Here is a 13,555-nt window from a genome sequence, read left to right as displayed (position 1 = left end):
TACCTCCTTGGTTCTATTTTGGTTCTATTGAAGATATTTGATTCGTAGGAAATTATACCGTATTTGAGCCTCGTTTCATCAATAAATACTGTATATAGACAAATTTTTTCATTTGACCCAGTCTGTCAGCGCAGACGTGAGTCCAACGGGCCACACGCCGTGCCGAGTAAAGTCAGCGCACTCGCTTGATTCGTATCCGATGCACCGAAAATACGAAGAGATATTTGCCGAGTTTCTTTACCTTGACAGGAATCGGTGAATTCGCTGGCCATCGACCGCGAGAGAGACGCAGAACTGATGGTCAGACACCTGTGTGGTGCGGCTGCTGAAGAAGACGGTAGCCGAAATTCCGTTGCTTCATTTCGCTTCGCAAGCATATTTTTTCTTTGACTCATTGCAACTGGGAATTTACACTGAGTAGAACGTGAACGGGCACACACAAGAGGCATGCTTGTCCGCGCCCTGTGGAGCCAGCTACGCCGCGGCTACCTGCTCCGCTGGATGGGGAGGGAAATTATGATTCTCATGGGTGGCGATAACAATCTCTCATACAACTCCCAGCATATTAAACATATTTTGATTGCGACATTGTCCCTTAAAAACGTATATTTATACAATAGCCTATTTCAACTGAAAGGACTGACATGGGTATCCTTATCGTTGATGACTCCCAGGATGAACTCACACTTACTGAGAGGATATTAAGAAAAGCTGGGTACAAAAACATCCTGATCGCCAGCTCTGCCAATGAGGCCTTCGGCATTTTAGACAGCCAGCATACCGACATTGATCTGATTCTCATGGATATTTGTATGCCGAAAATAAACGGAATCGAAGCCTGTTTCAAGATCAAAGAAGAAGCGCACCTTAAGGATATACCAATTGTCATGGTCTCAGCATATTCCGATGAAGAAAAGATTCACTGGGCGTTCTGCGCTGGTGCCGTTGATTACATTACAAAACCGGTAAAAGAGGTGGAACTGCTGGCAAGGGTCAACTCTATCAGGAAGCTTAAGGATGAAATGGATCAGAGAAAGGCCCGTGAAAAGGAACTGGAAGAAATGACAAGAGAGCTTGAAACGGCCAATAAGGCATTGGAACGCATTTCAATGACAGACGGACTCACCGGGATAGCCAACCGGCGCTATTTTGATAAAATTATTGAACATGAATGGCTTAGAGCTGTCAGGGACGGTTTTTCACTTTCGCTGATCTTCGCTGATGTAGATTATTTCAAAGCATATAACGACACTTACGGTCATCTGGCAGGCGATGATTGTCTCAGAAGAGTTGCATCGGCGCTGAAAGAGACATTGAAACGACCCGCTGACATGGTCGCCAGGTACGGGGGAGAAGAGTTCGCCGTTGTCCTGCCGGAAACCAATTTAAAAGGAGCCGTTTCAATTGCAGAGGCCATGCGTATGAATGTGGCAGTTCTTGGAATTCCTCACAGGAATTCTAAGGTTCTGAACTATGTAACCATAAGCCTTGGGGTCGCCTCAACTGTTCCCAGAAGAAATGAATCCCAGTCTGAACTGATTGTCGAAGCAGACAGGTCTCTCTATGAGGCAAAGAAAGAAGGCAGGAACCAGGTTAGGATCTTTGAGAAAAAGAAAGCAGGAGACGGAGGAGGCTTTTCCTTGGGTATATAAGCGTTCCGTGGGCGCCGTAGCAACCCGTGCGCGCCATCTCGCACAGTCCCAGTAATGAGCTGTCAAGATTGGGTGACTTCCAGATCTTTTTAACAGCGCCATCAGCGGCATGGCATAAAGCGCACATTTCCTTAAACAATCTTTCCCCTTTTTCAAATCAGGGGCATATTTCAGTGTGCGGACATGACCCCGCGACATCTTTTGTTTCCTCATTGCCAGTTAGACATCTCGCGCCAGGACGCCCCATAATTTATTATTATGAAATGCTCCTTATCCAGGGAAAAAAGCCTGTCAGTCTTTAAGTCCCTCACATGTTTTTGATCGAGGTTGCTCCCGTACCTGGAGCCTTTTCCCATCCTCCCTATGGCACTTCACGCAGTATTTATTGAATATCTTTTTACCGTTTTCCGGATGACCTCCGCATAGCATAACCGTGAAACAACCAGCGCCGTCGGTACAACGATGGCAAGCATAAAGCCTCTCCGGTAGGAAATCCGACATTTATATAGCTCGCCCCGCCTCCATGCCGGGATAATTTGCCCGATGCCTCTTTTTCATCGGAATCAGGGCCTTGAGAAAACCTAAATTGTCATACTGTTTATTCTTTTTGAAAATTTTATAATCATGGCGTCCCAACAGGGATTTTGATGTTGGAAAATTTGTTGTAACGACTGCTTCAACACCCGTTAGATACAAGGCATCTCATCATGCAGGCTCACTTTACCCCTCCTTAAAGAAATTATTTTTGCGCTTAAACGTATTGTAACAGGATTTTGCGTTGATGATTTTATTATGGAATATTATCTTTTTAAATAATTAGGGAGACTTTTAAACGGTCTTATTGATATAATTTCAAAGAACTGATCTATAAAGAATCTAAGTAAGGGACAAGCTTATGGGAAGCGAAGCATCCCGGTTTTCAATTCAAACATTTAACCTCACAAGAAACTTTGGAGAACGCACTGCCGTTGATAAACTAAGCCTGTCGATCCGTCAAGGACAGATTTTCGGTCTTCTGGGTCCCAATGGTGCGGGCAAGACCACGACCATTAAAATGTTGACCACGCTTCTTGAGCCGACCACCGGAAGCGCCATAGTCGCCGGTTTCGATATACAAAAGCAATCGGAAAGGGTACGAAAAAACATTGGATATGTCCCCCAGATGGTCTCTGCGGATGGAGCGCTAACAGGGCGAGAAAATTTGATGCTTTCTGCAAAACTCTATCGGATACCCAGGTCTGAAAGGACAGATAGGATAGAGGATGCATTACGATTCATGGGTCTTCAAAATTGGGCTCAGAAATTGGTAAAAACTTATTCCGGAGGCATGATCCGGAGACTCGAACTTGCCCAGGCGATGCTTCATCGTCCCGCAGTATTATTTCTCGATGAGCCGACCATTGGACTTGACCCCGTTGCTCGACGGACAGTTTGGGACCGGTTGTGGGACCTACGAGAGGAATACAATATTACAATTCTTATCTCGACGCACGATATGGAGGAAGCCGAGCAACTTTGCGATGAACTGGCGATTCTTCATCAGGGAAAGATCGTCACCCTTGGAAAACCTGCTGAATTAAAAGCTACGGTCGGTACTACTGCTACCCTTGACGATGTTTTTGCCTATTATAGCGGAGGTTCAATTTCAGAAGGAGGCGATTATCGTGAAGTTCGAAGAACGCGTAGTACGGCCAACCGATTGGGATAGTTCGTTTTCTCTCCTCGATTTTTTCGGTCAGAGCCTGGCCATTGCCGAAGTGGAATTTAAAAAGCTTATCCGCGACCCGGCAGAATTATTCTCCAGGGCAGTTCAACCGATTCTTTGGCTGGTTATCTTTGGGCAGGTCTTCAGCCGGGTAAGAGGAATTCCAACGGGTAATATCAGTTATCTTGCCTTCCTGTGTCCCGGCATTCTTGCCCAAAGCGTTCTTTTCAGTGCCATTTTTTATGGAATAGCCGTGATTTGGGAACGCGACCTGGGGATCATCCATAAACTTTTGGTCAGTCCAGCACACCGGAGCTCTCTGGTCCTGGGTAAGGCGCTCGCCGCCGGATTCCGCGGAGTGGTGCAAGCGATGATTATTTACATCCTTGCTTTCCTGATACGCATTGAAGTTCGCATCACGCCCAAAGCGGTTTTCGGCGTACTCGTTGCCGTCATACTCGGCTCCGCCGTTTTTTCAACATTCTCGCTGATTATCGCTTGCATCGTCAAGACAAGAGAACGTTTCATGGGGATCGGACAGGTACTGACCATGCCGCTATTCTTTGCAAGTAACGCCATCTACCCTTTGGCGCTGATGCCGGCGTGGCTGCAAGCGTTTGCAAGGGTAAACCCGCTCACTTACCTCGTTGACACCCTCCGCGGGCTGATGATAGAGGGCGGCCAGAGTGTTTATGGCTTTAGCTTTGACTTTGGTGTTATGGTAATTATCTTCATAATTATGACTTCAATTGCGGCGCGGCTTTACCCAACGCTAATCCGTTGAAATTCAGTCAATAGTCGTCAACGCTACAGAAAAATCCTGTCATAAATTTTATTGAATTTGCTTCATTATCCGTAGTACTTGAGTGCAGAAGATGGAGATCTTGTGAAATTCTGATATATAAAAAATATTCTGATAACAATCTAAAGGCAATTTGGATGCGGAGTCTGAGGCAAAGAACGGGGAACACCTTATAATCCCGATAGCCAAACCAGCTCATAAAGCATTAAGGGAGGCTATGGAAGTGGTAAGAAGACGGAAATTGAGGACTTCGTGTTCTACGATTGAGGCACTGCTCTGCTTCATGATCGATACCCGTGCAGATCTTATGGGCCACATAGATACACGGATGACAAGAAAGGTATACCCATATCAGACTCGTTCATTTTACTAACGCAGTAGGTTGCTTATGAAAAGCTACAGGACTTTAGTCAAATCTAGCACAGTCCAACGAAAAAAGGCTACAGTAAGTACCGTAACTCCTTGATTTTCTTGACAAGGCCTCATGGGATCAAATCTTTCTCCTTGAAAATCCCATGCGCTTTAAGGACGAATTCCTCGCCGGATCGCCGATTGCCGCAAGAACCTTTAAAGACACATCCGGACCGAAGCAGAAGATGATCGGGAGAAAAGAGTACTCGGGAAACGGTAAACATATTTCATAGATCTTCTCGAAGCACTTGTTCGTTTTTCTGACTTGATGAAGAGCTGAAACCATTATCTGTGCCTTGAGCGGTACCGCTTCTCCAACCTGGCACCCTATAAAGCCAAGCGATGCTCAGCATTGGATTCACCCTCTTTCTCACCCCTTGCATCCCTTCATCGAATAATTTATTTCCAGAAAATAACTTACCTAATTTTCCCCATTCTTCCTGAAACTTAGCACATCCAACCTCAGTTATCCGCATACCGTTCTTTGTCGTATTAATGACCCACAAAATTTAATTATTGCCTGCTGTTACTAATCGTGATGTGTTTTTCTGTTTTGGATACAATTTAAATTGGATTTATGTTGACTTGAAAGCCGATTACGCTGATAATATGTATATAACTGCCAAGATATCAAAAATTCCAACCTTTAAAGCAACAATTAAGACGAAGAAGACAGCAAGACACACCAAAGAGAGTTATTGAATATCTGCGTATTTAAACAGGCAAAGCAAGGTCTTGATAAGACAAAGCTTATTTGGTTTACCTTCCTTTGATAGCTTTACATCAAAAACATTTCTATCGATAATTAAGAACCATAGTCTTATAGTTTGGGCGTAAGAGACAATTTTATAAAAGGAGAACAATCCATGAGGAAATTGACTGTGTTAATGGTTTTAAGTTTGTTTGTGTGCGGTGTAACAAAAATAACGATTGCGGGTGATATTTATGGGTATGTGTACGATACTTATGGTAAAGGTTTGCCTAAGGTTAAGATATCCAGTAAAGACGATTATAAAGTTTATTGCGAAGAAACATCAGGTAGTGGCAATTATTATGTTTCTTTAGATGTAGGAACTTATACGATCAAATATGAAAAAGAAGGTTATCAAACTCAAACTAATAGTGTAAGTTTACTAAAGAATGAAAAAAAATATATCGAGATGATTGTAATGGTTGCAAAACCCAATCCCGACTAATTTATTTCCTCCTGAATGCAAACACGGTTATCACGTGTTTTACCAAATTACTGCTCGTATTATTGCTCCCATGATTCGCTAATTGATTACGTTAGCAGGGCGAAGAGGTTCTTCTCCCTATAATTACAATTCAAAATTCAGGTCTTGCGTGAAGAACTGCCTTAAGTTTGCAGGTTTTCGTGCCTCAACCCAACGCAAACTTTTCCCCACAGTAGCTTGCAACTTCACTTATTTAAGTAATGCCTCGGCAATACGCATATCCTCAGGCGTGGTAATTTTAATGTTTTCGTCTGTACCGGGTACAATATACACTGGATAGCCTGCCTTTTCCACCATTTCCGCATCGTCTGTAAATTCTCTTTTCACGTTTTTAAATTGATTGAAGACTTTTAGGATGAGTTCTCTTTTGAATCCTTGTGGTGTCTGGGCCATCCAGAGATTGTTCCTTGGAACGGTCCGCTGGATACACAAATCATCCCCTATCTCTTTCACCGTGGCCTTCATGGGTGCAGCAAGGATAGCTGCGTGGGATTCTCTTACCTTGTTTATAACCGCTTCGATAAGATCTCTTCTCACGAGTGGTCTGACAATATCATGAATCAATACGATTTCGACATCAGCTTCTGTCTGGCAAAGCCCATTATAAACACTATCCTGGCGTCTTTTGCCCCCAACAACAATTTTTTTTACCTTACAGGTATCCAGAACATCCTGCCATTGTTCATGAAGAGATTCCATCTCAGCCTCACCAACAACAAGGATGATTTCGCTGATCATGTCACTTTGAGAAAAACGTTCAATGGTGTGGAGAAATATGGGTTTGCCATGAATCTGCAGGAAGGGTTTTTTTACAGATCCACCCATACGTAACCCAAGACCCGCTCCAGCTAAAACAACTGATACTTTCATTTTGTATTCATTCGTATCCCTTTGTGCCACTTCGTGGTTAAGGCATTACAAACGTTTTTTAAATTCTCTATAAAGGTCTTCCAGAGACTGTGGAATAACCTTCACGTCTGAAATGATAGGCATAAAGTTTGTATCTCCATTCCATCTTGGCACAATATGGAGGTGGAAATGACCAACAAGTCCCGCTCCGGCAGACCTTCCTAAATTGATGCCAAGATTAAAACCCTCGGGTTTCATTATGGCCATAAGAAGCTCTTTCATGTCTCGTGTCAGCTTCATAATTTCCAGCATTTCCTGATCGGTGAGGTCAGAAATATCCGGCTTGTGCTTGTTCGGCACAATCATGAGATGGCCATTGTTATATGGATATTTGTTTAGGATACAGAAACACTCTTTGCCCCGATAAACAATGAGATGTTTTTCGTCCTGATTACCCTGAAAAGAGTCACAGAGAAAACAACCGTTTTCTTTCGGTTGTTCTTGAATATACGCGATACGCCATGGTGCCCAAAGATTTTTCATAATTGAATACCCCGGAGAAACCGGGGTCAAAAAGGGTTAAAATCTTAACGCAACAAAGATGCAAACAAATAATCGGCAACTTGCAAAAATAACAAACTCAAGGTTTAGGGAATAAAGTACTATCCGCATCCTGCACAGGTAGAGGCGGTGCAACTCCCACAACTACCAGAACTACTGTCGCTACTACCTCCCACAGACATCCCAAATACCGAAAATATCTTTTGAACATTATCGCTCTGGCAGGACGGACAAAACAGCTTTTTCCGCTCCGATGCACTCCTGAAATACTCGTCAAATTTTGTATTGCACTGATTACACTGGAAGTCATAAATTGGCATAGTAAATTACTCCACAACTTGATATTTAAGGATTTCTATTTTGTCTCAGATTCCAGAAAACGAGATTCTTCAGCCTTATTTTTATGGCAAGTAAGTCATGGGATTAACAGGCTTATCTTTTACATAAATCTTAAAATTGATCTCCTGTGATCTACCAGCACCCACCGGATTAGTATTCGCTATAGGTTGCCCCTGCTCCACATAACTGCCTTCCCTCACAACCGGATTACAACAGCATCCGTACATGGTACGGACTCCTCCATCGTGTTTAATCACGATGGCACGCATGCCATCATCCGCTTCGGTAACGGCCTCAACAATACCCTTTTTAGCGGCCACAACATCTTGGCCAGGTTGTAGCAATATACAGATACCAGAATTTTTAACTCCATTCCTCGTTTCGCCGAATTGCGACACGATTTGTCCTTTTACAGGCCAAATAAAACCGCGGGACGATACACTACCAGCAACATTGCTTGTTGCTGGTGCATAACTTGCTTGCGATGCAAACGATGTATAAGATTTTCCAGCAACGGGGATGATAAGCTTCTGTCCCACTTTCAAATCTTTTGTATTGGCGATATGATTGGTCCGGAGAATTGTATCGACAGATACTCCGTAGTTTTTTGAAATACGCCACAAAGTATCCCCTTTTTTAACTACATAGGCCGTCTTTTCGCCTGAAATAGGAGGTTGATAAGAAACCAAGGGCTTTTGATCTTCGATGGATCTCATTTCGCTCTCCAGAGGTGCCGGTATCTTTGACTTTTTGGGCTGTGAGGCACAGCCTCCGATGAAAGGCAATAAAAACGCTGCACACACAACAACAAAGTTTAGAAAATAATGTTTTTTCATTTCTGCACGATTTATGTATGAGTATGTACTGTAACGAATGAATTTTATCAGTGCTTATAGGCAAATTCAAGTGATATTAGTGAACTTTTACTTGTTACATAGGTTTTGCAAGGGTTTATGGTTTTTTTACTGGTATGTAGATTCTTTTTGATATCATAAATTTTTATTTCTCCATTGGAATTCCACAGGTTTCACAATGGTATCCGGAGGAGAAGCAAGGAATTTTAAATGATTGTTTCGCTAAGGGAAAAGACATGAGTTTATTAAAGATAGCAACTTATTCATTAGATACCCGCTGGTTTTCCACAGTCATGGCCACTATCATGATTGCATCCGTTTCCCAATGGTATGGATATGAAGGAATAGCGCCATACTTTTTATAGCAAGTTTGGTCATATTCTTTTCTGTGGTTGCTTTTAAGACCACACGGATAGCTTTATTTTATCAAGATACTTTAGATGAGCTATTCAATCCGGAAAAAACCCTGTATTTCTTCACCATTGTAGGAGCTGTCAACTTCGTTGGTATCTGTTTTTCCAAAATATTTCATCTCTATACCAATATATTCTGGTATGTGGCTATAGGTCTCTCGTCAGGTATTTCACTTTCTTCGCTTAGCATCTTGTTTCTAAGTAGGAAATCAGAGGACAGAAAAATTGAGAGCGTTCTCCATGGTGGATGGTTCTTTGTTACTGTAGGTACTCAATCTACAGCTTTGCTGGGTATTATTGTTGCTGAACATGCGATAAGATATGGAATATTTATTCAATTGTTTTCGTTTGCCCTGTGGTCTGTGGGGGCAAGTCTGTACTTCATATTTATGGTTTTCATTATTCTGAGGTTACTCTTCTATAGATTCGACTGCAGTACCGCTCTCACACCGTATTGGATGAATGCCGGGGCAGCAGCCAGTAACGGCAATTACTGGCGTCATGTTGCATCAGCATATACAAACAGCAGGTGGACCTTTTATTGATTTTCTCCCCTTTTTAAAAGGAATTTCTCTGCTTTTTTTGGTCTTTCGGACTCGGGTGGATACCATCCTTGATCATTCTGACCATCAGAAAATGTGTTTGCAATAGTGAGTCTCTTACCTTTACCGTAGGATACTGGGAGATTGTCTTTGCACTGGGTTTATATGCCGACAGTACGATTCAATTGGTCGGTTTATTTCAAGGGCAATACCTTGTTATCATTTCGATATGTTTTTCTATTGCTTGCATTGTCCTTTGGTGTTTTTCATCTGTATTTACTATCGTTCATCTCGTAATGTCCTCGATATGGGTACCCATCAACGATCTGACAATTAACCATGTGATACCCTATAGCTTTAAGCTCCACGGCAGGCTTTTTCGTGTAAAAGAGGTTGTAAACGAATGGTTAGACCAGACCATTCAGGGTGTGATAAAGAAGCGATATTGTGTAATTACCAGTAATGACCTCACCTGTCTGATTTCTTATGATATGTTGACAAAGAAGTGGTATTTTGATCAAGTCAAGGATTAACCCTTTCAAAATATTTACTTTTTCAGCAAAAAAGATATTTTTGGAATTGGCCATTTACGATACGGATTGATGATAAGTGGATTCTATCACCTGCATACCGTCTTCAAGGGCCTGTTTGTTGATGGCAAACAGATTCCCCTTTTTCCCTTTTAGCATCGTCTGTAACTGATCTAAAATATGATTAACAGAAAATAACTTTTTAATTGCCAGATAGGCACCAAGCATCACGATATTTGAGACCAGTACATTTCCCAACTTGCTGGCAATCTCTGTTGCTGGTACTTTATAGATTTTTGCGTCGGGGGAATTGCCTAATTTAATCATGGAGGTATTCACGATAAGTAATCCATCGGGCTTCAACATCCCTTTATATTTTTGATAGGAAGGCTGGTTCATAACAATAAGGGTGTCAGCCTCTTCGATAAGGGGAGAAAAGATTTCTTCGTTTGAAACGATCAGATGATAAACAGCAGTCCCACCTCTAACTTCCGTACCGTATGAGGGGAAATACGTTACATATTTACCATTAGTCATGGCCGTTTGTGCAAGTAATTTACCCAGCAGCATCATCCCCTGTCCACCAAAACCAGCCAAAATTATCTTTTCCGTCATAATTGGACTAATTAGCCACAAACAAACACGGACCTATACACATAACAAATCGTTTTATCAGACAAATCCTTTATACTACAGTATTTTATTTCCATCGAGTCCATACGTGTCAATTTGAGGCCAGCTTAGTTTTTCCTCTCCCAATCTTTTACCACCCCGAGCGGGAAGGTACCGGACATTTCTTCATCGATGTACCTCATCGCCTCATTGGCATCCATTCTCCAGTAAATTGGGCAAGGGGATAGAATTTCTATCAGGGAAAATCCCTTCTTCTCACGCTGTGTTTTAAATCCTTTTTCAATTGCTTTTTTGGTTTTACGAACGTTTTCAGGTGTGGAAAGACAAACCCTTTCCAGGTAACTGGTACCATCCAGGACCGACAGAAGTTCACACACACGGATAGGGTTTCCATAGTTTATCGCATCTCGCCCTGACGGTGTTGTGGCAGTTTTTTGTCCCAATAAGGTCGTCGGTGCCATTTGGCCATTTGTCATGCCGTAAATTGCATTATTGACAAAGATAAACGTGATATTCTCTCCCCTATTGGCGGCATGAATAATTTCCGCTGTTCCAATTGCCGCAAGATCACCGTCTCCCTGATAAGCAAACACAATATGGTCAGGATGTACTCTCTTGATACCTGTGGCTACGGCAGGCGGACGGCCATGTGCAGCTTCACACATATCAATATCAAGATAATTATATGCAAGAACTGCGCATCCCACCGGTGCCAGTCCAATGGTTTTACCCCGAATGCCCCACGCATCAATAATCTCAGCAATCAGTCTCAGGACGATTCCGTGACCACAACCAGGACAAAAATGCGTTGCTGTGTCGATAAACGTTTTTGGTCTTTCATATATGGATTGCATATTACTTTACCTCAGCTAATTGTAATAACGTATTGGCTGCGCGGCTATTGGGTACGACTTCCACTATTTTTTTAATTACTTCCGAAGATGTGGGTACGCCTCCGCCAGTCCTTCCGTAAAAATGAACCGGACATCTGCCCTCAACCGCAAGCCTCACATCCTCAACCATCTGCCCGGCACTCATTTCAACCGTTAAGATACACTGCACCCTTTCTGATATCTTCCGGATGATCTCCTTCGGAAATGGCCACAAGGTAATCGGGCGTACCAGACCAACTTTAAATTCAAGCCGCCTGCTCTTCCTGACAACCTCTTTGCATATCCGTGCGGACGTACCATAAGCAACCAGGACAACATCGGCCTTATGGATATTGACCGCCTCATACCGAACTTCATGTTCTTCTATTGTTTTATATTTTTTCTGCAAGTAGGCATTGAACTCTTCCAGTTGGCCTTTCACAGGATAAAAAGATTTCACAATATTCCTTTTCCTCCCTTCCGCCCCTGTCAGCGCCCAATTTTTCGGTGAAATATTTTTTTTGGGTTTTTTATAAAATTCCACAGGTTCCATTAATTGGCCAATCTGTGCATCTCCAAGAATCATAACAGGATTTCGGTATTTATCTGCCAGGTCAAAGGCATCGTAGACGAGGTCAGCCATCTCTTGAACAGAACTGGGTGCAAGCACGATGGTATGATAATCGCCATGTCCCCCGCCCTTTACAGCTTGAAAATAGTCTGCCTGTGATGCCGAGATATCACCCAATCCAGGTCCTCCACGCTGTATATTGACAATTACGCAGGGAAGTTCACTTCCAGCCAGATAGGAAATTCCTTCTTGTTTCAGGCTGATACCAGGGCTGGATGAGGAGGTCATTGCACGACCGCCAGCCGCAGCACTCCCGTGAACCATACTAATGGCTGCAATCTCACTCTCTGCCTGGATAAAGGTGCCACCGACCTGAGGCATCCTTATTGACATATAATTAATAAGTTCATTCTGGGGAGTAATGGGATACCCATAATAGAATCTGCATCCCGCCACTATTGCCGCTTCCGCTGCCGCTTCATTTCCGGTCAATAACTGTTTCATAATAGATATGCCCCCAGCAAATTGTCTTTATAAATAACGGTTATCACTTAATTATAAATCTCTATTGCTACGTCAGGACACATTATTGCACATTTTTTACAACCATCGCATTCTGCATCTTCTCTGAACTTCACAGGATGCAGTCCATGTTCGTTTATGACATCGGATACCACCAATGATTTGTTATGACATACAGGGACACAAAGAAGACATCCTTTACAATAACTTTCTTTTATTTTAATTACGGCCATAATTTGGTTGTCCTCCCCAGTTTAATTTTTCGCGCAACACTCCATAAAACGTCCGCGTGCCTGTATCAATCATCTGAACCTCAACATCTGACTTTTCGACCTTTATCTTATCGCCCATTTCTAGTTCGGTAAAGACCTGACCGTCTACGGTAAAACCAGTACCACTTAATTGAGACAAGATTTCCATCTCGATCTTTACATTACCTGAAACGACTAATGGACGATTCGTAAGGGTATGGGGGCATATGGGTACAATGATAAATGCGTTTAAATCGGGGGACAAAAGTGGGCCTCCCGCAGACAATGAATGTGCCGTAGAGCCCAAAGGAGTCGATATAATTAGACCATCTGCCCTGTATGTCGACACGTATTCTTCATCAATATTTAATTTTATAGAAATCAACCTTGACAGAGACGAACGGGAGATTACCCCATCATTAATACCCGTAGATTCGTTCACGATTTTACCGGCACGTTCGACACAACATAAAATGAGCATTCTTTTTCGTATCTGATAATTCCCTATAAATATTTTTTCCAATGAGGCACATACGTTTTTTTCCATAAGCTCTGCCAGAAAACCAAATCTTCCCATATGCACGCCTATAATTGGTATCTGATTTCTTCCAAGCCCCCTGCATGTCGAAAGGATTGCCCCATCTCCCCCGAAAACTACGGCTATTTCAGCCCCCGGTTTTTCAATTTTTTTTTCTTTCGACAAGTCAACAACTTCCGCAATGACATGTTTTTCCAGCCATAATTTTAAGCCGGAAATTGTATCAAAAATCTTTTTCTTGCTTAAATCGCCTAAAACCAGAATCTTTTTCATTC

18 protein-coding genes are annotated in these 13,555 nt (G+C 42.6%); 7 read left to right on the top strand and 11 right to left on the bottom strand.

Annotated elements, in window-relative coordinates:
* Positions 1-644 precede the first annotated feature (644 nt).
* Positions 645-1,652 carry a diguanylate cyclase gene (locus tag E3K36_16430; protein ID MCF6156781.1) on the top strand — a complete coding sequence of 336 codons (1,008 nt, stop codon included), beginning with the start codon at positions 645-647 and terminating at the stop codon, positions 1,650-1,652.
* A gap of 291 nt (positions 1,653-1,943) precedes the next feature.
* Here the strand turns inward: E3K36_16430 and E3K36_16425 are convergent, their stop codons facing one another.
* Positions 1,944-2,153, bottom strand: coding sequence for a c-type cytochrome (locus E3K36_16425; GenBank protein ID MCF6156780.1), 210 nt, complete (start codon positions 2,151-2,153; stop codon positions 1,944-1,946).
* A gap of 394 nt (positions 2,154-2,547) precedes the next feature.
* Here E3K36_16425 and E3K36_16420 point away from each other — a divergent pair, with 394 nt between their 5' ends.
* The 3 genes from E3K36_16420 to E3K36_16410 all read left to right on the top strand — a co-directional run bounded on the left by E3K36_16420 (position 2,548) and on the right by E3K36_16410 (position 4,532).
* Positions 2,548-3,360 carry an ATP-binding cassette domain-containing protein gene (locus E3K36_16420; GenBank protein ID MCF6156779.1) on the top strand — a complete coding sequence of 271 codons (813 nt, stop codon included), beginning with the start codon at positions 2,548-2,550 and terminating at the stop codon, positions 3,358-3,360.
* On the top strand, positions 3,266-4,141 hold the full coding sequence (locus E3K36_16415) for a multidrug ABC transporter permease (protein ID MCF6156778.1): 876 nt from the start codon (positions 3,266-3,268) through the stop codon (positions 4,139-4,141). The genes E3K36_16420 and E3K36_16415 overlap by 95 nt, the downstream gene beginning before the upstream one ends.
* Positions 4,142-4,292: 151 nt before the next feature.
* Positions 4,293-4,532, top strand: a complete 240-nt coding sequence (locus tag E3K36_16410) for a hypothetical protein (protein MCF6156777.1) — start codon at positions 4,293-4,295, stop codon at positions 4,530-4,532.
* A gap of 265 nt (positions 4,533-4,797) precedes the next feature.
* Here E3K36_16410 and E3K36_16405 read toward each other — a convergent pair whose 3' ends face one another.
* Positions 4,798-5,046 carry a hypothetical protein gene (locus E3K36_16405; protein MCF6156776.1) on the bottom strand — a complete coding sequence of 83 codons (249 nt, stop codon included), beginning with the start codon at positions 5,044-5,046 and terminating at the stop codon, positions 4,798-4,800.
* A gap of 390 nt (positions 5,047-5,436) precedes the next feature.
* Between E3K36_16405 and E3K36_16400 the strand changes: the two genes are divergently transcribed.
* Entirely contained in the window at positions 5,437-5,766 is a 330-nt protein-coding gene (locus tag E3K36_16400; GenBank protein ID MCF6156775.1) for a PEGA domain-containing protein, read from the top strand.
* A gap of 228 nt (positions 5,767-5,994) precedes the next feature.
* Here E3K36_16400 and ispD read toward each other — a convergent pair whose 3' ends face one another.
* The 4 genes from ispD to E3K36_16380 all read right to left on the bottom strand — a co-directional run bounded on the left by ispD (position 5,995) and on the right by E3K36_16380 (position 8,390).
* On the bottom strand, positions 5,995-6,675 hold the full coding sequence (ispD, locus tag E3K36_16395; GenBank protein ID MCF6156774.1) for a 2-C-methyl-D-erythritol 4-phosphate cytidylyltransferase: 681 nt from the start codon (positions 6,673-6,675) through the stop codon (positions 5,995-5,997).
* A gap of 45 nt (positions 6,676-6,720) precedes the next feature.
* Positions 6,721-7,197, bottom strand: a complete 477-nt coding sequence (locus E3K36_16390; GenBank protein MCF6156773.1) for an HIT domain-containing protein — start codon at positions 7,195-7,197, stop codon at positions 6,721-6,723.
* A gap of 119 nt (positions 7,198-7,316) precedes the next feature.
* A complete protein-coding gene (locus E3K36_16385) occupies positions 7,317-7,535 on the bottom strand; it encodes a zinc ribbon domain-containing protein (protein ID MCF6156772.1) in 219 nt (72 codons plus the stop codon).
* Positions 7,536-7,616: 81 nt separating this feature from the next.
* On the bottom strand, positions 7,617-8,390 hold the full coding sequence (locus tag E3K36_16380; GenBank protein MCF6156771.1) for a LysM peptidoglycan-binding domain-containing protein: 774 nt from the start codon (positions 8,388-8,390) through the stop codon (positions 7,617-7,619).
* A 370-nt stretch (positions 8,391-8,760) separates the two neighbouring features.
* Here E3K36_16380 and E3K36_16375 point away from each other — a divergent pair, with 370 nt between their 5' ends.
* On the top strand, positions 8,761-9,366 hold the full coding sequence (locus E3K36_16375) for a hypothetical protein (GenBank protein MCF6156770.1): 606 nt from the start codon (positions 8,761-8,763) through the stop codon (positions 9,364-9,366).
* Positions 9,367-9,425: 59 nt separating this feature from the next.
* Positions 9,426-9,896: a hypothetical protein gene (locus E3K36_16370; protein ID MCF6156769.1), complete on the top strand. Its 471-nt coding sequence runs from the start codon at positions 9,426-9,428 to the stop codon at positions 9,894-9,896.
* Positions 9,897-9,950: 54 nt separating this feature from the next.
* On the opposite strand, the gene E3K36_16365 is transcribed toward E3K36_16370, so the two are convergent.
* The 5 genes from E3K36_16365 to E3K36_16345 form a co-directional block, all read right to left on the bottom strand.
* Positions 9,951-10,508, bottom strand: a complete 558-nt coding sequence (locus E3K36_16365; GenBank protein MCF6156768.1) for a 2-oxoacid:ferredoxin oxidoreductase subunit gamma — start codon at positions 10,506-10,508, stop codon at positions 9,951-9,953.
* A gap of 125 nt (positions 10,509-10,633) precedes the next feature.
* Positions 10,634-11,380: a 2-oxoglutarate oxidoreductase gene (locus tag E3K36_16360; GenBank protein MCF6156767.1), complete on the bottom strand. Its 747-nt coding sequence runs from the start codon at positions 11,378-11,380 to the stop codon at positions 10,634-10,636.
* A gap of 1 nt (position 11,381) precedes the next feature.
* Positions 11,382-12,476, bottom strand: coding sequence for a 3-methyl-2-oxobutanoate dehydrogenase subunit VorB (gene vorB, locus E3K36_16355; protein ID MCF6156766.1), 1,095 nt, complete (start codon positions 12,474-12,476; stop codon positions 11,382-11,384).
* A gap of 44 nt (positions 12,477-12,520) precedes the next feature.
* A complete protein-coding gene (locus tag E3K36_16350; GenBank protein MCF6156765.1) occupies positions 12,521-12,724 on the bottom strand; it encodes a 4Fe-4S dicluster domain-containing protein in 204 nt (67 codons plus the stop codon).
* Positions 12,711-13,553: an NAD(+)/NADH kinase gene (locus E3K36_16345; protein ID MCF6156764.1), complete on the bottom strand. Its 843-nt coding sequence runs from the start codon at positions 13,551-13,553 to the stop codon at positions 12,711-12,713. Before E3K36_16345 ends, E3K36_16350 begins: the two co-directional genes overlap by 14 nt.
* Positions 13,554-13,555 lie beyond the last annotated feature (2 nt).

The organism is Candidatus Brocadia sp. (assembly GCA_021646415.1).
In the GTDB taxonomy this organism is placed as follows: domain Bacteria; phylum Planctomycetota; class Brocadiia; order Brocadiales; family Brocadiaceae; genus Brocadia.
This window is presented reverse-complemented; position numbering and strand designations above follow the sequence as displayed.